The organism is Allorhodopirellula heiligendammensis (assembly GCF_007860105.1).
In the GTDB taxonomy this organism is placed as follows: Bacteria; Planctomycetota; Planctomycetia; order Pirellulales; family Pirellulaceae; genus Rhodopirellula; species Rhodopirellula heiligendammensis.
On the sequence record NZ_SJPU01000002.1, the window covers coordinates 2,513,045 to 2,532,086 of the forward strand.

Below are 19,042 nucleotides of genomic sequence, written 5' to 3' on the forward strand. Positions count from 1 at the left end.
TGCACAAGTCAATGAAGTACAGAGTGAATCCAAAATTGCTACGGAATCGAAAACAATGAGCATGCCGAGCAACCCGCCAAATTGGGGCACTCGAAGCGTGCAGCTTCACCTACCTTCCCGCACAAGCACGGTTGACTGGCAAACGAATCCTCAGCTCGGACTGGCGATGGTGGTCGTTGCGCTTGGATTGGCGATCCTGACGATTCCAGTTGAATGTTCAGCCGCTGGAGCGCTTCGGTTACCGGCGACGATTTTCTCGGTGGCGCTCGTAGTACCTACGTTGCTGCAACTGCAACACGCACCCAAATCGGCCTTTCATGCTCTCAATATTGCCGCTGCATCTCCTGTCTATTGGCTACTATTGGATATGATTCAGGGGGCGTATCCGTTGCTACGAATCAGTCAGGCCGACGTCATTAATTCGTTTGTGTGCATTGCCTTGTTCACAGGCGGTGTCTGGATTGGCGGCATGCTGCCACCTGGTCGCATCCCGAGTCGCTTGCGGGCGGGCTTGAGCGTGCAACTGACACCGAGGCAGCTGACGACTTTGATCATCATCGCCTTTTCGCTGGCCTTCCTCAAGTTCGCAGTCCCAGCCAAGTTTGACTTGTACGCGATGGTAGGTGCCTTCAATGGAGGACGCTGGGCGTCTCCCTGGGGGCGAGGAGCGATGGGTGGATGGGACGCCTTTCTAGATCACTTTGCGTATTTTGGCTACATACTACCTGTGCTAGTAACCCTACTTGCACGTCAGTTGGGCTGGCTTCACTCGAGAACGCTAGTCGCACTATCATTGACCCTAATCATCGCTGCGTTCATGGCTGTGGGCGGTGGCAGGCGCATCATCGGGGTGATGGTTGGTTCGGCTTTGACCGTTTGGCTTCTATCAAACCCCCGTGTTCGCCTACGCTCCCTAATCACGATTGGTCTATGCGCGTTTGCACTATTGTTCGTCATGCAAGTGATCCTTACCTATCGCAACGTTGGAATTGCGAAGGCGTTTGGTGGTGATTTCAATGAGCGAATGACAGAGCGAAATTATCTTCACGTGGACGATAACTTTCTTCGTCTTACTCAATTGACGCAAATCGTACCGGAAAAACACCCCTATGTGACTTGGCAATGGCCGCTTTGGATTGCAGTGCGGCCGATACCTCGTATTTTCTGGCCAGGAAAACCTGTTGACCCGGGCTTCAATCTGCCACGGTACCTGGGCGTAAAAGGAGTTTCGTATTCATCATCCATAATTGGCGAACTTTACATGGCGTTCGGTTTCTTGGGATGCGCTACGGGAGGGGTGTTCATTGGATGGCTGGCAATCAGTCTCGTGAGAACATTCGAACTCTATTCGAAATCCGGCGGCTTGATTGTCTACGGCATTGGCGTACTCGCTCTCTTCGCGGGCACTCGATCTGGCATCGATTTGGTGTTAATGAGCTACGGCATTGTTGGTTGGTTTTTGGTGATTGCAATTTACCAGAACTTCTTTGGCTCCCTGAGTGTTCATGAGAGATAGATCTACATTGGCAGCTAAACCCATCCAACAGAAGACCGACAGATTCCAAGGAAAACTTGCTGTAATTATCGGTGCAACGGGTCCCTACCACATTGCCCGCCTGACAGCCTTGCACCGATTACTCGAAAAGCACGGTTGCCAACTTGCGTTGGTTTTACGAAACGGAAGAATTGCGGAGTACCCGTGGTTTGCGGATCCGGGAGCTTTACCATTCGAGGTGGTGAGAGCGTACAACGAGAACGATACCGAACCACAGAGTTTTCGTTCAGGTCGACTTGTCCATCACGCATTATCGGAACTGAAACCCGATTCCATTGCCTTCGGCATGCCGTCAATGGCATATCTCGGACCGTGGTTATGGGGCGTGAAGAGAGGTATTCCCATGGTTTTGTTTTCGGAGAGCAAACTCGATGATGCGCCCCGAAAAAGCTGGAAAGAAAGAGCCAAGCGTGAAATCTACGGTCGGTTCGATGCTGCTATCGTTGGGGGGCCTCCCCATATTGAGTATGCTGCGTCTTTCGGCATCGATCGAAGTTGCTGCTTTCCAGGATACGATGCCGTCGACAACGAACACTTCCGTACGGGTGCCGCTGAGGCACGCCGCCGTCGTGCGTCCTATTCCGCACAATTCGATCTGCCTTCTCATTACTGGATCGCCGCAAATCGTTTCGTCCCCAAAAAGAATCTGCCTCGCTTGCTCGAGGCCTATGCGAGATATCGCGTTGCGATGGGAGAGGAGGCGTGGAAATTGGTCCTGATGGGCGATGGCCCAGACAAGGGACTGCTGCTGGAAAAACGAAAGCAACTTGGTTTGGAGAATCATATCATTCTGCCCGGGCTAATTCCGTACGAAACACTGCCCATTTACTACGGACTTGCCAGTGCGTTTGTGCATGCCAGCACAACAGAGCAATGGGGACTAGTCGTCAACGAGGCAATGGCCTCGCGACTACCCATCCTCATCTCAAAGACCTGTGGCTGCGCGTCGGTGCTCCTCGATGAAGGACATAATGGCGCCAGTTTTTACCCAGAGCAAACCGAATCAATTTGCCAAGCGTTCATAGACTTCCACAGGACGCCAGTAGACAATCGCGTTTCGATGGGACTGCGTTCTGAAGCTATCGTGCAGCAATGGGGTCCCGACCGATTTGCCACCTCGATGTGGTCTGCTCTCAACTCGAAAAGGCCGCCAAAATGAACATGGCGTCGCTCTTTAAAAAGCAGCGAAGTGACTTTGATAAAGCGACACGCCGGCGAGGATTGAAATCGCTGTCAAGTGCGGAGCAACTTGAATTGATTGCGTTGACCTGGCAGGACGCAACAAACGACGTTCCCTACTACAGGAAACTCGTCGAAGCACAAAATGCGCCAGCCGAAATTAATTCTTGGGACGAACTGCGTTCCATTCCAATCCTGACACGGCAAATATTACAGAATCGCCCGCAGGATTTCGTCAGAGCTTCGGGCCCACCTGACAGCTTCACCAGAACGGCAGGATCAACAGGTACCCCATTACGAATCGGATCCAGTCCTGCAGAACGCGACTTGATGCGAGTTGTCAAACTAGCGGATTGGCAGCGATTCGGGTACTCGCTGGATTCACGCATGTTTCTCATCTGGGGACACTCGCACTTACTCGGAACAGGAATTCGAGGGCGAATGAATCATCTGATTCGAAAGTCGAAGGACCGACTGCTTGGCTATCACCGTGTCGATGCCTACCGACTAAACCGATCAGATTGCCATCGCTACGCAGAACAATTGCTGCGATTTCGGCCGCTTGGACTCGTCGGCTACACAACTGCTCTGGATCTATTCTCGCAGTACACCAATGAGTATCGTGAACGATTCCATGCGGCGGGGTTGAAGTTTGTACTGGCGACTGCCGAACCGCCCAATCGCCCTGACAGTCTCCCAATGATTAGCGACCTATTCGGGTGTCCGGTGGTGCAGGAATATGGCGGAGCCGAATTTGGCCAAGTTGCTTTTAAGGTTGGTGATGCTCCATTCGAGGTGTATTCGGATTTGAACTATGTAGAATGCGAAGCAACAGAAAGTGATGATGACGAGAAGCCGATTCTTATCTCGAGTCTGTATCGCAGGTACCTTCCTCTTATCCGCTACAAGGTTGGTGACGCTATCGGCGAGGCGAGCGTGCAAAAACATGGCAATGTGTCCCAGTTTAAAAACATTGCCGGTCGGCTGAATGACGTGATCTTATTAGACGACGGAAATTCAATTCATAGCGTAGCGATTTTCCACTGTATCCATCAGGAAACGGCTGTCCGAAACATTCAGATGGCACTATTACCCGACCGGATGGAGATACGCCTAGTGTCGGAGACTGGAAACGACCCCGCGATGGCTACTCGAATTCGTGATCGCTTGAAAGAAGTACACCCTGCACTCGGAGGCTCCATCGTTCGGTTTGTGAGTGATGTTGAGACGAATGTTGCTGGCAAGCGGCGGTGGTTTATCGACAAGCGTAAAACGAAGTCCATCATTTGATTTACGAACAACGCGACGACGCACCAACCAAGCCTCACGTGAGTGTTATCAAAGTCATAGCCAGCACTCGGATCGATCATGGGGGGACTTCCCGCAGTGTGCCGGCGTTGTGCACGGCATTATCGAACTGCGGCGTTCATGTGCAGTTGGTGACGGGGCGTACGCGAGGAGTCCAATCCATCCTTCCGGACAACTCCGTTCCGGTGCATTTCGTCGAGGAATCTGCCTACTTCGGCCGCCTACTCAACGCCGGCCCATTCTCTCAGCTAATAACTTCACTGCATGCGAGAGCACCGAGCCCCTGCCTCGTTCATGACCACGGTATCTGGCTGCCATCAAATCGTGCAGTTGCACGCTCGGCAAAAAAGAAAGATTGGATTCGAGTTGTTTCCCCCAGAGGCATGGTGTCGGAATGGGCACTCGAGCATGGAAGTCGAAAAAAAAGAATTGCCTGGTCGCTCTATCAAAAGCGCCACCTGGAGTCGGCGACAGCATTCCATGCCACTTCGGAATTGGAAGCGGACGAATTGCGGCGGCTTGGCATGCGACAGCCGATCGCTGTCATTCCAAACGGAGTACAGCCTCCAGCCTCCAAGCCGAACCGTGATCGACGCGATGGAAAGAACCGCATGCTATTCCTGTCTCGGATTCACCCCAAGAAGGGACTCCTAAATCTCATTTCAGCTTGGCAACAAGTCAATCCTCAAGATTGGGAACTGCTATTGGTTGGTCCGGACGAGGCCGGATACCGCGGCGAAGTCGAGCGACAGATCACTGCATTGGGTCTATCCTCTGAGATATCGTTTCATCCTGAAGTCAATGAACTGGAAAAATGGCAGCAGTACGCAAACGCCGACATTTTCATACTTCCTTCGTTCAGCGAAAACTTCGGTATCGTTGTCGCTGAAGCACTAGTATCTGGACTTCCTGTCATCACGACAACGGGAACCCCTTGGAGCACACTGGCACATGACGAAGTCGGCTGGTGCGTCGAGCCGACCGTTGAAGGATTGTCCGATGCGATTCAGAAAGCTTGCTCTTTAAACGAAAAGGCAAGGTTAGAGATGAGTCAGCATACCGCTCAATGGGCGGCGAATCGATTTGAGTGGCCTGCAATTGCTGAACAAATGTCACGATTCTATCAATGGCTGATCTCGAGAAGAGCACAGCCTGAATCCCCGTGCGACTTTATCCGACTTTAAAAACATTCTAAAGCAACGCCAGAGCTACCGTTGAATCTATCCCACGTTACGGCACTGATTCTTACCTACAATGAGGAGGCAAACCTGCGCACTTCCTTGGGGGCGCTCGACTGGGCTTCCCGAATTGTAATCGTTGATAGTGGCAGCAGCGACAGGACCCGAGCGATAGCAGCAGAGTTCTCACACGTCGACCTATTTCATCGAGATTTTGACAACCACACCAATCAATGGAATTTTGGTTTGAGTAAAATCGACAGCGAATGGGTGCTTGCCCTGGACGCTGACTACGTGTTTGGATCCGATTTCCCCCTGGAACTAGAAAAACTGGAAACGTCTCAACAGGCATTTGACGTACAATTTCGATATTGCGTCTACGGACGCCCACTGCACGCGTCGCTTTATCCTCCAAGGGTGGTGCTATTCCGCCCCGCTCACTGCACATATATCGCTGACGGACACACACAGACACTTGACGTTTCGGAGGTAGATGTTGGGCACTTGGCGTCAATCGTTTCTCACGATGATCATAAGTCTTTGGCGCGTTGGTGCTCATCGCAGATAAAGTATGCAAATCTTGAAGCGGACAAACTACTCGCGGGCGACAGCTCAACACTTGGCTGGAAGGACAGATTGCGAAAAAGAATCGTGTTTGCGCCGTGGCTCACTCTATTTTATTGCCTATTCGTCAAGCGACTCGTTCGCGATGGATGGGCCGGATGCTTCTACTCGCTGCAGCGAGTGTTTGCCGAATTATTGCTGTCTTTGGTTTTGATTGAACGTAAATTCCCAGAGCGAGTAAGTTCGAGCAGGCAAGTACTCGAAAATGATTCGATCAAGGACGCAATGGTGAACGGCCAATGATTCGAACTCTGATTGAGAGATGGGGCCGTGGCAAGATTGTTCGACGGCGACTGCCGAAGGCTTTTGGGAGGCGATCTATCCATGTATCTCCCGACGCTGCACTGAAGTATCTGTTCCCCAATCTTGAGCGTGGTGACCCCAGCCTACTGCGGATCGCGACAACTTTGTCGACTGCACAGTCGATTTGGGACATCGGTGCAAACGTAGGGCTGTTCACCTTCGCTGCAGCCCATCGAGTTGGCTCGCCTGGAAAAGTTCTGGCCGTTGAAGCTGATCCGTTTCTCGCCGATTTGCTGCAAAGGTCGGCGCAGATGCCGTCCAATTCTGACTTGAACGTGAGGGTGCTGTGCTGTGCGGCATCTGATGAAACGAGCGTTGCCCGGTTTCTTATCGCAAATCGAGGCCGTGCATCGAACTCGCTTGAACAATCTGGCCACCGTACGCAGGCGGGTGGTACGCGATACGCCCAGTACGTGCCAACGCTCAAACTCGATGATTTGGTTGAAACCTTTGGAGTGCCAGATTTCATCAAGGTTGATGTAGAGGGTGCGGAGATGCAGGTCTTGCGAGGAGCGCAACACATACTGAGTGTACATCGACCGTCTTTCTATATTGAAGTATCCGGTGCACAGAGCGAGCATGTTGCTGCAGTATTCTCGGCGAACAAATACGTTCTATTCGACGGTGATGCGGTGGATCCAATAAGAATCGATTCCTGCAGATTCAATACACTCGCGATTCCAGCAGAACGAGCCTGTGGATTAGACGATACCACAACGACGTAAATGCACGCTCAGACAATTATCTCAAAATCGCGTGGCTGGCCGAGTTCTCAAGAAGACTCCCTTTGCCCGCGTTGATTGATTGCGATCAACAACCCATGCGGACGCATTGTCTGCAATTCATAACTTGCTCACCGCCTCATGAACATTATTGGAATCAACGCCTATCATGGTGATGCGTCGGCGTCACTTGTCGTCGATGGACAACTTGTTGCCGCGGTGGAGGAGGAGCGGTTTAACCGGATCAAACATTGGGCTGGGTTTCCTGCGCAGTCGATTCAGTACTGTCTCGAGGTGGCGGGGATCAGCATCAGCGATGTCGATCACGTGGCCATCTCATTCGACCCGCGAGCGAATCTTGCGCGGCGGTTGGCCTTCGTGGCTTCGCACCGCCCCAGCGCCCGAGCGATACTCGACCGTGTGAAACGCCAAGGAAAAACGCTCGGTCTGGAGGATCAGTTGGCTCGGGGACTCGGTGTGGACCGATCGACGGTTCGTGCTCAGTTCCACCGCATTGAGCACCATCAGACGCATGTTTCGGCTGGCTTTTTGCTCTCGCCTTTCGAGGAGGCTGCTGTGCTGTCGGTCGATGGCATGGGTGATTTCACGTCGACGATGACTGCCCACGCAAAGGGCACGGGCTGGCGAGAATTCGATCGTGTATGGTTCCCACACTCGATCGGATTTTTGTATAGCACGATCACGATGTTCTTGGGATTCCCCTATTATGGTGACGAGTACAAAGTCATGGGACTCGCCCCATACGGAGAACCGGAGTTTGCAGATTCCATCCGCAAGATGATCCGCCCTAAAAGAGACACGTTTGAGCTCAACTTAGAGTATTTCACGCACCAAAAAACGGGTGTCAAGATGAAGTGGAATGATGGCGCGCCAATCATCGAACCATTTCATTCACAGAAGCTGATTGCTGAGCTCGGACCGATGCGAGCGAGAGACGAACCGATGACATCTCGACACGATAATATCGCGAAGAGCTTGCAAGTCGTCACGGAGGAGATCATCTTGCACATGCTCACTCGATTGCATGCAAAAACCCAATGTGAGAATTTGTGCATGACAGGAGGCGTGGCGATGAACTCAGTTGCCAATGGAAAAATCACCTCTCAGACTCCTTTTAAACACGTCTATATTCCTGCGGGAGCGGCCGATAACGGGACTGCTTTCGGAGCAGCGTTCTATGTATGGAACAAGGTCCTCGGTAATCCACGCAGCTTCGTGCAAGATCACGCATACTGGGGCTGCGAAAGCACTGACGATGAATGTGCCAACGCCATCCGCACGGCAGAACTGCCGTTCGACTGCGTGGACCAAGCAGACCTGGTGGATCAAACGACCAACTTGATGCTAGACGGGAAGGTTGTGGGGTGGTTTCAAGGACGAATGGAGTTTGGCGCCAGGGCGTTGGGCAGTCGCTCACTAATCGCGGACCCGCGACGGACCGATATGCGCGATATCATTAATTTACGAATAAAGTATCGCGAGAAGTTTCGACCGTTCGCGCCGAGCATCTTGGAGGAGCATGCCGGCGAGTGGTTTGAAATCAATGAACCCACGCCTTATATGGAGAAAGTGTTCCCGATTCGACGCGAGAAACGAGAACTGATCCCGGCGGTTACTCATGTCGATGGCAGCGGCCGCCTGCAAACCGTTTCCAAATCCACCAATCCGTTGTACCACGCGCTAATCACGCGTTTCTACGAGAAAACGGGCGTGCCGATTGTTTTAAACACCTCACTCAATGAGAACGAGCCGGTAGTGCGGACACCCGCCGAGGCCATCTCATGCTTCTTGCGGACTGATATGGATGCATTGGTGCTAGGCAACTGCATCATCGACCGACATCGAGCCGATTTCCCCGAAGCGTTCCAAAAGAAAAGCTCAATCGACCGGCAGGTAAAGCCGGGGTGAGCGGATTGTTAAGCGTTTTTCAGCTTTGGGTACTTAGTAGCGTTCAACACGCTTGGCCTAAATCCTTGATCCACTGGGCGACCGCGCTTCTTACCATCGCACGCCTAAGAGCACACATGGAATGATGAAGATCTCCGTCATTACCGCGGTGTACAATCGATCCGACACGATCCGTGTTGCGATTGAGTCAGTATTGGCTCAACGTGAAGTGAATCTGGAATACATCGTTGTCGACGGAAATTCAACCGACGGTACCGCCGACGTGGTCACTAACTACGGCAACCGAATCACGAAATCCATTCGCGAAGCGGATAATGGAATCTACGACGCGCTCAATAAGGGCATTGCGGCAGCTACTGGAGATGTGATCGGATTCCTGCATGCCGATGACTGGTTCGCCGATGAGGACGTGCTGAGGCGAGTTGCCGATGGCTTGGTTGACCCGAGATTCGACGGTGTCTATGGGGATTTGGACTATGTCGACGCAGAGTCGCCCGAGCGCGTTCGTCGAAAGTGGGTCTCAGGAGAGTACGAAGTCACCAAATTTCGTCGCGGTTGGATGCCACCGCATCCCACGGTGTACCTGCGGCGATCGTGCTACGATCGTTTTGGAGTATTCAACGATCACATGAAGACGGCGGCGGATTACGAGTTACTGGTGCGGATGATGGTCAAGCATCAAATTTCGATGCGTTACGTACCGCAGGTGATGGTCAAGATGCGAATGGGCGGTGCTAGCAACGCAAGTATCCGCAATCGCATGAACGCCAACGCCGATGACCGCCTTGCGTGGACCAGCAACGGGCTGCCACCACCGTGGGGCCTGCGACTAACCAAACCGCTCAGGAAGCTACCGCAGTTTTTGAGGTAGGGTCACGTTAGGCCAACTCCGCCAGGCGACCTGTCGAGAGCGGGCGGGCGACGAAAACCTGGAGTTCGGCGCTGCTCCATTGCTGCTCAAACTGCGCAGCGGCTTGTGCATCGGGATGCCAGACAAACACGCCTGGTCCCCAGCTACTTTGGCCGACTCCGGCAAAACCCGCCGTGCGCAGTCGCGTGATGAGACGTGTGGTAACAGCTCCGTTGTAGGCGCCTCCCTGGACGGACGCAAACAACTCGCCACTTCGCTGGTTGTACTCTGTCGTCGCGGCGCAAAAGGAAGCAAAGTCAGCATCTTCAATGGCTGGCACAAGCCGCGTTGTGAGAATGTCGGCAAGGGCGCTACGGCAATCAACCGCAGCCGCCCTGAGAGCTTCGAACTTGGCCTGCTCTTGCTCACCACTGACGGTGCTAGCATCGTCAGGCGTCGCAACTGGTAACAGGATCGTGACGCGCCAGGCCGGTGGCATCTCAAGCCGCACGTCAAGCGGATTGAGCGGATCATGTTCCCCTGAGGGTTTCAACCCCTCGGCAATGAACCCGCCAGCCAGGTAGCCATGGGTGCCCACCGCTGAGCGTCTGCCACGGTCGGCAGCAGCCAGCCAAAGTTCGCCCGCTCGCGGCGGCATACCCAGCAGGTCACCAGCCAACTCCGACGCCATCGCGCCGGGTGACACCCTCAATATCGCTTCGGCGATTGCCAAGGACAGCTGCGTGCCGCTGCCGAGTCCGGTGTGCGCGGGTGCTGCGTCGAGCACCTCGACATGGACAGGCGGCAGCCGCTTTGCCGAGCCGGTGGCGTCCGCAATCCGCTGAGCAATCGCGTGAGCTCGCTTGTGATGCTCACGGACGCGGTGTTCGGAGCCATTCATAGTTGCTGTGAATGAAAACTCGACCGATGTTTTCGCCGTGACAACGGTGTTCGGCGCATCAATCATCACACCACAACCTCCGAAAGGCGCCGCGACGTCAAGGAGACCGAAGTGCAACCGTGCACCCGTCGTAATTCGGAGCCGCTGTGTCATGCCAAATACTCGGCAGGAGAGATCATTCGCTGCTCGATATACTTTTGCACGAGCTCGAAGGCGGCGAGCTCGTCCGGTCCCGCCGTTTTCTGAACGGGGACTGCGAGTCGCTGCAGTTCATCTTTGATCTGTGTCGAATCAATCATGCCGATCCGAGTCGCGAGGATCGCTGCTTCGATGACCGCGTGCTTGGCGCGATTGAATCCAAAGAATGGACGTACCGTCCCCTCGGCAATGCAGGTCGCAACCAACTCGTGTCGGGGAGGAGTTCCGCCCGCGTGAGTGACCTCGATCGCGAACCAGCGGTGACAGTCGACCAGCCGAACGTGCTCCCGGGAGGCTCCTTCGGCTTGGCAAACCAGCCCAGTCGGGTCGATAGTTCCAATTGCGGCGCGAGCGAGCAACAGCACGTCATCGGTCACGTGGATGACCGCTTTGCCGTTGTCTAATAGGTTGCCGCAGGTTCGCGAACCTTCGTAGGGACGCAAGCAAAAGGTGGGGAAAGCCGCATCGCCGCTCGGTGGCCGGACGATCGGGCCCATCGGTGCGATATTCACGCGTCCTTCCGGACTGACGGTCGTGACGATCGATTCCAGGATCATTGATCCGCATTGCCAGTGAGTGGATTGGGACGTCCCGGCAGCGGTCGAGGTGGGGCGATGGACAGGGTGGGCAGTGGTGATTTGCGGTAGAGGGTCGGTGAGGAGACATCATGCGAGCTTAAGTCGGTCTTGGATCCATGATGTGCAAACCCGGTTCGCGACATCCAAACCACCGGCCGACCGGTACCACCGTTTGCACCGAAAATGCGCCGAGCTCGCTCATGGTGACGATCGACCAGAACGAAGAAATTCCGGAACAAATCATGACCATGTTCGGTCAGCAGTGACTCCGGATGGAACTGCACCCCATGAACGCATCGGGCATGGTCGGAAATCCCCATGACAATCGACGGCGATTCAGGCGCCGCCAACGTCGTGGCAGTGATTTCCAGTGACGCCGGCAAAGTCCTCGCGTCGACGCAGAGAGAATGATACCTGCCCACAGAAATCGATTGTGGCAAGCCACTGAAAATGCCCGTTGAGTTGTGGCTGATGATCGAAGCCATCGCATGAGCAGGCGGAGAGACGATCACGTCGCCCCCATATGCAGCGGCAATCGATTGGTGCCCCAAGCAGATTCCGAGGATAGGGATTTCACCTGCGAGCGAGCGAACGACATCGAGGCAGCATCCTGCTTGCTCGGGTCGATGGGGCCCCGGTGAGAGCACAATCGCTTCGGGTTGCAATTGATAGCACTGATCGACCGTGATTTCATCACTGCGGATCACGCGAGTCGCTTTCCCGGCGAGTCGGAGGTAACGGGCGACATTGTGCACGAATGAGTCGTAGTTATCGAGCAGCACGATCACGATAAATCCAGCCAAACTAAAAAGGGGTCTGACCCTCCTCTGGTAAATGTTTCAGAAGGGTCAGACCCCTTTTCGGATGGAGACTCAGCGACGGGGCTTAGCAAACTTAATTTTCTCGATCAATTTGACGACTTGATTTCCATCCTTGTAGCCACTCACCGCTGTGATTGCCCGGATCACGTATTCATATCGCAGGTTGTAATCCGTATCGATTTCCACTTCCGGTCCCTCGCCGGCCTCTTCAGCGACGGGGCCTGCCGAGGCGATTTGTCCGACGATCGTGGTCCGCAGTTTGTCAAAACCTGCAGTCCCGGTACCCATTTGGATGTCGTTGAGCTTCATACCAGCGAGGTTGCCGGTGTCATCGGCCAGCAAACGCAGTTTCAGCGGCAAGTCGGTGGGATCGATGGTTGAATTGGAAGTACCCGCCAACGGCATCTTGATACTGAAGTCGCCCTCGAGCTCAACGACTTTGAAAGTCATCACGAAGAAGATTAGCAACAAGAACACGATATCGATCATACTCGTCATGTTCAGCTCGCTCTTCTCTGGAGCGGGTGGATTGCGGATCTTCATGACTTATCCTCTTTCACACGCAGAGCAAAGTTGACGAGTTGCGAATCCTGACAAACTCGCACGATTTCCTGAATCTCACCCGCGGCGCAGTCTTTGTGACCTCGAATCACGACGTTGGCATCCGCCGGGGTCTTGCCTTCGCCACGAATGACCGCGAGTTCCCGGTCAAGACCAAGGCGCAGCGTCTCGGCAGTGTAGTCATCGCCGCCGACATAAATTCGTCCATCGGCGGCCACGTGCAGAATAATGGGTGCTTCCAGCGGTGCTTCGGGCGGTTTAACGAGCTGACTGTTAGGCAGCACGACGTGATCGTTAGCTTCGGTTTGAGCGAAATTAATCAGCACCATGAAGAAGGCAATCAATTGGAACGTCATGTCGATCATCGGCGTCATATCGCCTTCGGCCATGTCAACCGACTTTCGTTTGACACGCATGATCAGCGAGCTCCGGTCTTGGGCGTCGTATCTTCAAATCGGCTCATCAAATTTTCGCTTTCGACGCCCACTTCAAGTAGCAATCGCGCGACCCGGTTGCGCAGGATATTGTAGGCGGCGATCGCGGGAATTGCGATAAACAGGCCGACCAAAGTGGTGAACAGCGCCGTTGAAATCCCTTCGGCGAGCGCGGAGGGCTCGGGCGTCGTGCCACCGTTAGCGATCACCTGGAACGATGCAATCATTCCCTGCACGGTACCGAACAATCCGATCATGGGGCTGAGGTTGCCGATCAACGCCATGTAGCTGAGGCGGTGCTCGAGCTTCATGCTTTCCTCTTCACCGACTTCCTGCATGCCCTCGAGTGCTTTGGGATAGCCGCGCGAGACCTTTGCGAGGCCGGCAGCAAGGACCTGGCCAAGCACCGATTCGTCATTCTTGGCGAGATCGTAGGCACCTTGATTGTCGTTCTCATCGAGTCGCTGACCGAATTCCTCCACCAAATCGTGTGGACAGAGCGTGTCCCGCCGGGCAGCGAGCATGTTCATCACGAACAGCGACACGAGTGTCACCGAAAGTGCCAAAAAGACGATCACATACGGGATACCGAGCGATTTAATGAACCACGTCAACAACGATTGATCTTTCTTCTGTGTCTCCGCAGCACCATTAGCATCCGCTTGGCCGCCGTCGGCTTCGCCCGCCGCTTCCTGACCAGCAACCGCATCACCACCCGCATCGACGGGTTGCTCTGCCGGTGGCTCAACGTCGTCACCACCGCCAAACTCTGCAGCAGCATCGTCTTGAGCGATCGCCGTGGAAATTGCCAGCGGGCTGGACAGCGAAACACCGATGACGAAAATCGCCAGCCAAGACGCCAGGCTCCTGCGGGAGAAAGCGTCGCTCAACAGGGCGGGAATGGATTTCATTGAGGGACCTTCAAGAGAACCGGTTGGAATCGAGGCGTTGAATCATCCAGTGCGGGGGTGATCCAGAAAATCGTGGAGGGCAGCGGCGTACGCGTTGGTGCGCCACTACTGATAGAATAATCGACATCATGCTCGCTGGCATCACCCTGGAGAGGGCATTTTGGAGACATCACCATGACGCAAGACTGGGACGACACAGATGACTGGGACGATGACGATTATGATGAATTCATTCAGAATGAGTTTCCGGAGACGACCAACTCGAACAATCACCTACCCGCGATTTGGAAATGGACCGCCTGGACGCTGCTATTGATGATAGCATTGTTTTGGGCCCTGTCGCTGTGACGAATGCTGCTGCACTGAGATTGCCCACATGAGTGATATGGAAAAAACGTCTCCCGCGACCGCCTCCCCGCCGATCGATCCGCCCGCGCACGTAGTGCTCTACCAGCCGGAAATCCCACAGAACACGGGTAATATCGGCCGCACCTGTGTCGCGGTCGGAGCAAAACTGTGGATTGTGCAACCCGCCGCGTTCTCCTTTGACGAGAGACGGCTCCGCCGAGCTGGCCTGGACTATTGGCAGCATCTCGATATTGAAATGGTACCGAGCTGGGATGCCCTGACAGAGCGACTCGATCCCGCCCGCTTTTACTTTTTATCGCGATTTGCCAAGCGCATGCTCTGGGACGCGCCACTTCGCCGGGGCGATGTGTTTGTTTTTGGTCGCGAAACGAGCGGCTTGCCGGCACAGATTCTCGATCCTCACGATGAGCGGGCGGTACGTTTACCCACACAACCCGTCGTGCGCAGCCTGAACCTTGCCACGACCGCTGGAATCGTCCTCTACGAACATCTGCGCCAGTGCCAGCCGGGCCAGTGCCAGCCGGGCCAGTGCTCGACATGATCCAGGATCACAGCATGGATGCACCCACCCCATGCCGTCGAGGCGATCCTCATCTGGGCTCTGGGAACGCCTGAGCGATTCAGTTTCGAATTCGACGTGCTAGCGATGTATCGAGGTGGTGGCGTGGCATCGAAACGTGAGCGCATAAAAAAACCGACAGGCTGTCTCCATCGAGACGACCTGCCGGTCCAATTCGGTCTCAGCCGCGCGGCGGCAAATGGAGCCGCTGGGAGAAACGCGTGAGTCTCGGCGTGCTACTGCACGTGCCTTGGATTGACTCAGACGAACCCTGAAAATGATCCCTCTGCCGATGTGATGGGCTGAGTCCTGACAAGCCTCACAAGGCTTGCTAAGTGCATTTTAGGCATGAAGCCGTTTGCTGCAAGATTGATCGGGTGTTTCTGAGGGCGGGATGAGCGGATTTAGCCATTAATTCACTCAATGAAGTGGGAAAGTTCTTTTTGTCCGCCTCCAGACATCAAACCAGGACACGTTGCCCATTGGCACTGCTCTGTTCCGCAGCCCGTAGAATAGCCGAGGCTTGGAAAGCTTCCTCGAGCCCGCTGAGATTCCGCACCAGACTCGTTACAGCGCGGTGAAATTGAGCCAACATTTTCTCACCCACAGGCGACTCGCTCTCCAGCGACTCCTGATGACGCCCGATGTCGTCGAACCACACCAGCGTGCCGGGTAGGTCGACGAAGGCGACGCCATTTTCACAGCACACCTGCATCGCCGCAGGCGGACGAAAGCCAATCGCTTCCTGCCACTTCGCGGGAATGTAGTTCCCGAAACTCACTTGGGCCGTCACCGCGTCGGAATTGGCCAGCACATGGGGAGTCTGAGAAGCGCTCAACACGTCATGGGCCGACCCAAAACGAAGGCTCAAGGCGCGGTAGTCCCACGGACTCGATGCGTAGCAATTCGCCGACATCACGCTCTCGGCACGACTGCCGACGACATAGCTGCACCAGTCAATCAGCTCGATGAGTTGATTTCTCATCGTTGCCCGAGCCTCGATGTGGCCACGCGCAGCGCCTGTGGAATGCTCACCGTCGTGATGTTCGTGATGGCGACTGCGAACCGGATCGGTGGGGTCTCCACGCCGAGACAAACGGGTCTGCTGCTCTAGCAGACTGAGTCGTTTGTGGCAAAACAGCAATCGTGGCGGACCGAGATGTGTCGCAATAAGCTCCTTTAAACGGAGCGTCGCAGGAGCAAATCGGCGTGGGAAACTGGCCATGAACGCGACCCCCGAGTCCTCGACTGACCGGCGAAACCCAGCGTCTGTGACAGGGTCAAAATCTAAACAACCCGCCCAGTAAATGGCTTTGCCATGACTGCAGGCGGCCAGTGCCGGCAGATGTTTGAGCCAGGACTGCTCGAGTACCAACACGGCATCAATGTCATCGCGACCGACCATCGCCTGGTAACCATCGACCGGGTCAGCCTGAAACTCAGCAACTGCGTTTTCAGCAAGTTTCGATACCGAACAATAAATGGCGCGAACGTCGAAACGCTCGTGGAGCATCCGCAGGGCAGGGCGATGAAGAGATTGCCAGTGGTCTCCAAGACCGATCAGGCCGACGCGAAGCTTCACGAAAGACGAATCCTAGGAGTGAGGTGGTAGTCGGACGGAACTTAAAATTGGTTCTCCCGATCGATGCCCCAATGAAAAAGCGGGGCAAAGTGCCAACCGAAGTATACCCGCTGTGAGTAGCCGAGTCTCTCCGAGACTCGAGTGTGGGACTCCAACACGAGTCTCGGAGAGACTCGCCTACTTATCATCGCAAGCGCCGGAACTTGAAATTGGTTCTCCCCATCAATGCCCCAATGAAAAAGCGGGGCAAAGTGTCAACCGAAGTATACCCGCTGTGAGTAGCCGAGTCTCTCCGAGACTCGAGTGTGGGACTCGAACACGAGTCTCGGAGAGACTCGCCTACTTAGCATCGCAAGCGCCGGAACTTGAAATTGGTTCTCCCCATCGATGCCCCAATGAAAAAGCGAGGCGAAGTGCCGACCGAAGTATACCCGCTGTGAGTAGCCGAGTCTCTCCGAGACTCGAGTGTGGGACTCCAACACGAGTCTCGGAGAGACTCGCCTACTTAGCATCGCAAGCGCCGGAACTTGAAATTGGTTCTCCCCATCGATGCCCAATGAAAAAGCGAGGCGAAGTGCCGACCGAAGTATACCCGCTGCGAGTAGCCGAGTCTCTCCGAGACTCGAGTGTGGGACTCGAACACGAGACTCGGAGAGACTCGCCTACTTAGCATCGCTGACGCCGGAAAGCGAAGGTGGGCAGTCGCCGACTTGGGCAAACAAAAAACCTCGGCTGCTTGGAGGCAACCGAGGTTTCTGGGTCAATTTGGATTTGTGAGCAAGGAGCAACACTATTCGCGGGGGCGAATTGCGCCAGTCAAGCCGCTATAGTCCACGCGGTCGGTGGTATGCCAAAGCGGTTGACCAAGTTCGACTCGGCGGCGGAGCACCTCGATTTTCTCAGGACTGCCCGCGGGGGCGTCCGTAGCGATGAAGTGTTCATCCTCTTGCGGGCTGAAGTCTTCATCGTGACCATAACGAAGGATTGCTTCGAAGACGTTCTTACAATGAGTCATGCGTTTTCTGAGTTCCCAGAGACACCGCGCCCCGTCCGGGGGATTCGCGGCTACAAAAATTTAACTTGACCGTTCGCCAGTGAATTCGTTTCGATGGCGGACATCACACGAGAGGATTATTGGCGAGATCGACCGGTAGTCAAGAAAATTTTCCGGCACGAACACGCGTAAAGTCACTCACGCATGACGCTGACCGGGACTGGTCCGTTGGCAACGAACAGGCAATTCGTGACGCGAACGGGCGGGCCAAAATGCCAAGCAAAATGGAGCGGTTTGATCAAGGGGGCAGTATCTTACTTTGCCTCCAATGTGAAGGGGCCCTAGTTGTGGTTGACAGAAAAGCGATGATTGCTACACGAATCGGCCGAACCGCCTCCACGACCCGATTTTCGCGCTATCTCAAACAACCTGCGTGATCGTGCGCGAACACAAAATATTTTTATTTTTTTTACCGAGTCTTCTCCTTTCGGGACATTTCTGACGATGATTTGGACGCAACATGAGCTCCGACTGCCGCCTCACCGCCGCGGATTCCATCTGATCACGCCCGCCATCGAAGCCGCCACGCCCGAACTTGGCCAGGTTCAAATCGGGCTGCTGCACTGTTTCATTCAGCACACCAGCGCCTCACTGACGATCAATGAGAATGCTGACTCGGACGTACGGGTGGATTTTGAAACCGCGATGAATCACGTCGTCCCCGAGAATCTTGCCTATTTTCACACGCTCGAAGGACCTGACGACATGCCCGCCCATGTAAAGGCGTCGATGATGGGCGCTTCTGTGACAATTCCTATCCGGGCCGGGCGATTGCACCTCGGGACCTGGCAGGGAATCTACCTCTGTGAACATCGTGATCACGCGTCTTCCAGACAGCTCGTGCTAACCCTGCAAGGACTTGCCAGGGACGAAGCCGTCGATCGATAATGACGCCCACTACGCCGCCAGCAGCTCGTCGATTTTCGCAGCAACGATAAAATCGTTCTCGCTCAGCCCGCCGATCGCATGAGTCGTCAAGACGACCTTCAGATGTCGATAGCCGGTCACGTGCAAATCGGGATGATGCTGCTGATCTTCCGCCAGGACAGCGATGCGATTGACGATGTCGATGACTTGGACGAACGATCCACCCTGGATCTGGCGAGAAATACTGCCGCTTGATTCGTCAAGTTGCCAGCTGGAGAGCGCCACGAGGTACTCGCGGGCCGTTTCCATCGGAAGAGGGTCGACGCCGCCCTCACACGCGGCACAGCGTGCGCGTATCAACGACGCTCGCAGTTTTTCTGGGGTTTGGTCTGAGTGAGCGGAATCAGCTGATGAGGTCAAGGAATCGTTCTCGAGATCGAGGGCAGTAACAGATGAAAGGATGATTGTAGCGAAATAGCTCCGTTGATCTGAGCGGATACATGCCGGCTACTCGTGACCGGCCGCCCCCTCGGTCGAAAATGACGCATCGTGCAGACTC

General features: G+C 54.8%; 20 protein-coding genes. 11 read left to right on the top strand and 9 right to left on the bottom strand.

The genetic code is table 11. From position 1 onward, the window contains the following. Positions 1-55: 55 nt before the first annotated feature. The 8 genes from Poly21_RS19565 to Poly21_RS19600 all read left to right on the top strand — a co-directional run bounded on the left by Poly21_RS19565 (position 56) and on the right by Poly21_RS19600 (position 9,669). Positions 56-1,516 carry an O-antigen polymerase gene (locus Poly21_RS19565; RefSeq protein ID WP_146408511.1) on the top strand — a complete coding sequence of 487 codons (1,461 nt, stop codon included), beginning with the start codon at positions 56-58 and terminating at the stop codon, positions 1,514-1,516. Beyond that, positions 1,506-2,714, top strand: coding sequence for a glycosyltransferase (locus Poly21_RS19570; RefSeq protein ID WP_146408512.1), 1,209 nt, complete (start codon positions 1,506-1,508; stop codon positions 2,712-2,714). Before Poly21_RS19565 ends, Poly21_RS19570 begins: the two co-directional genes overlap by 11 nt. Further along, positions 2,711-4,024 carry a phenylacetate--CoA ligase family protein gene (locus Poly21_RS19575; RefSeq protein WP_302119662.1) on the top strand — a complete coding sequence of 438 codons (1,314 nt, stop codon included), beginning with the start codon at positions 2,711-2,713 and terminating at the stop codon, positions 4,022-4,024. Before Poly21_RS19570 ends, Poly21_RS19575 begins: the two co-directional genes overlap by 4 nt. A gap of 38 nt (positions 4,025-4,062) precedes the next feature. Further along, positions 4,063-5,226 carry a glycosyltransferase gene (locus Poly21_RS28330; protein WP_367302563.1) on the top strand — a complete coding sequence of 388 codons (1,164 nt, stop codon included), beginning with the start codon at positions 4,063-4,065 and terminating at the stop codon, positions 5,224-5,226. Between the two features lie 30 nt (positions 5,227-5,256). Then, on the top strand, positions 5,257-6,087 hold the full coding sequence (locus tag Poly21_RS19585; RefSeq protein ID WP_146408515.1) for a glycosyltransferase family 2 protein: 831 nt from the start codon (positions 5,257-5,259) through the stop codon (positions 6,085-6,087). Next, the gene (locus tag Poly21_RS19590; RefSeq protein WP_146408516.1) at positions 6,084-6,872 is read left to right on the top strand and encodes an FkbM family methyltransferase; all 789 of its coding nucleotides are present in this window, start codon (positions 6,084-6,086) and stop codon (positions 6,870-6,872) included. Before Poly21_RS19585 ends, Poly21_RS19590 begins: the two co-directional genes overlap by 4 nt. 138 nt (positions 6,873-7,010) lie before the next feature. Then, the gene (locus Poly21_RS19595; protein WP_146408517.1) at positions 7,011-8,798 is read left to right on the top strand and encodes a carbamoyltransferase family protein; all 1,788 of its coding nucleotides are present in this window, start codon (positions 7,011-7,013) and stop codon (positions 8,796-8,798) included. A 121-nt stretch (positions 8,799-8,919) separates the two neighbouring features. Then, positions 8,920-9,669, top strand: a complete 750-nt coding sequence (locus tag Poly21_RS19600; RefSeq protein ID WP_302119667.1) for a glycosyltransferase family 2 protein — start codon at positions 8,920-8,922, stop codon at positions 9,667-9,669. A 7-nt stretch (positions 9,670-9,676) separates the two neighbouring features. On the opposite strand, the gene Poly21_RS19605 is transcribed toward Poly21_RS19600, so the two are convergent. From Poly21_RS19605 to Poly21_RS19630, 6 genes are all read right to left on the bottom strand, one after another. Continuing rightward, on the bottom strand, positions 9,677-10,702 hold the full coding sequence (locus tag Poly21_RS19605; RefSeq protein WP_146408518.1) for a beta-ribofuranosylaminobenzene 5'-phosphate synthase: 1,026 nt from the start codon (positions 10,700-10,702) through the stop codon (positions 9,677-9,679). Further along, on the bottom strand, positions 10,699-11,304 hold the full coding sequence (locus tag Poly21_RS19610; protein WP_146408519.1) for a DUF447 domain-containing protein: 606 nt from the start codon (positions 11,302-11,304) through the stop codon (positions 10,699-10,701). The genes Poly21_RS19605 and Poly21_RS19610 overlap by 4 nt, the downstream gene beginning before the upstream one ends. Then, positions 11,301-12,128 (bottom strand): anthranilate synthase component II, encoded by an 828-nt coding sequence (locus tag Poly21_RS19615; protein WP_302119669.1) that lies wholly within the window; start codon positions 12,126-12,128, stop codon positions 11,301-11,303. The genes Poly21_RS19610 and Poly21_RS19615 overlap by 4 nt, the downstream gene beginning before the upstream one ends. A 69-nt stretch (positions 12,129-12,197) precedes the next feature. Beyond that, entirely contained in the window at positions 12,198-12,689 is a 492-nt protein-coding gene (locus tag Poly21_RS19620) for an ExbD/TolR family protein (RefSeq protein ID WP_146408521.1), read from the bottom strand. Beyond that, positions 12,686-13,123: an ExbD/TolR family protein gene (locus tag Poly21_RS19625; RefSeq protein WP_146408522.1), complete on the bottom strand. Its 438-nt coding sequence runs from the start codon at positions 13,121-13,123 to the stop codon at positions 12,686-12,688. Before Poly21_RS19625 ends, Poly21_RS19620 begins: the two co-directional genes overlap by 4 nt. Positions 13,124-13,125: 2 nt before the next feature. Beyond that, positions 13,126-14,052 carry a MotA/TolQ/ExbB proton channel family protein gene (locus Poly21_RS19630; protein WP_146408523.1) on the bottom strand — a complete coding sequence of 309 codons (927 nt, stop codon included), beginning with the start codon at positions 14,050-14,052 and terminating at the stop codon, positions 13,126-13,128. 174 nt (positions 14,053-14,226) lie between these two features. On the opposite strand from Poly21_RS19630, the gene Poly21_RS27750 reads away from it, so the two are divergent. Both Poly21_RS27750 and Poly21_RS19635 read left to right on the top strand, forming a co-directional pair. Further along, on the top strand, positions 14,227-14,400 hold the full coding sequence (locus Poly21_RS27750; RefSeq protein ID WP_302119670.1) for a hypothetical protein: 174 nt from the start codon (positions 14,227-14,229) through the stop codon (positions 14,398-14,400). 28 nt (positions 14,401-14,428) lie between these two features. Then, entirely contained in the window at positions 14,429-14,962 is a 534-nt protein-coding gene (locus Poly21_RS19635; protein WP_436967505.1) for a tRNA (cytidine(34)-2'-O)-methyltransferase, read from the top strand. 478 nt (positions 14,963-15,440) lie between these two features. On the opposite strand, the gene Poly21_RS19640 is transcribed toward Poly21_RS19635, so the two are convergent. Continuing rightward, the gene (locus tag Poly21_RS19640) at positions 15,441-16,562 is read right to left on the bottom strand and encodes a Gfo/Idh/MocA family protein (RefSeq protein WP_146408524.1); all 1,122 of its coding nucleotides are present in this window, start codon (positions 16,560-16,562) and stop codon (positions 15,441-15,443) included. Between the two features lie 790 nt (positions 16,563-17,352). Beyond that, a complete protein-coding gene (locus Poly21_RS19645) occupies positions 17,353-17,577 on the bottom strand; it encodes a hypothetical protein (protein ID WP_146408525.1) in 225 nt (74 codons plus the stop codon). 483 nt (positions 17,578-18,060) lie between these two features. On the opposite strand from Poly21_RS19645, the gene Poly21_RS19650 reads away from it, so the two are divergent. After that, positions 18,061-18,504 (top strand): secondary thiamine-phosphate synthase enzyme YjbQ, encoded by a 444-nt coding sequence (locus Poly21_RS19650; RefSeq protein WP_146408526.1) that lies wholly within the window; start codon positions 18,061-18,063, stop codon positions 18,502-18,504. 9 nt (positions 18,505-18,513) lie between these two features. Here Poly21_RS19650 and Poly21_RS19655 read toward each other — a convergent pair whose 3' ends face one another. After that, complete coding sequence (locus tag Poly21_RS19655; RefSeq protein WP_302119673.1) at positions 18,514-18,903, bottom strand: 4a-hydroxytetrahydrobiopterin dehydratase; 390 nt, start codon at positions 18,901-18,903, stop codon at positions 18,514-18,516. Between the last annotated feature and the right edge of the window lie 139 nt (positions 18,904-19,042).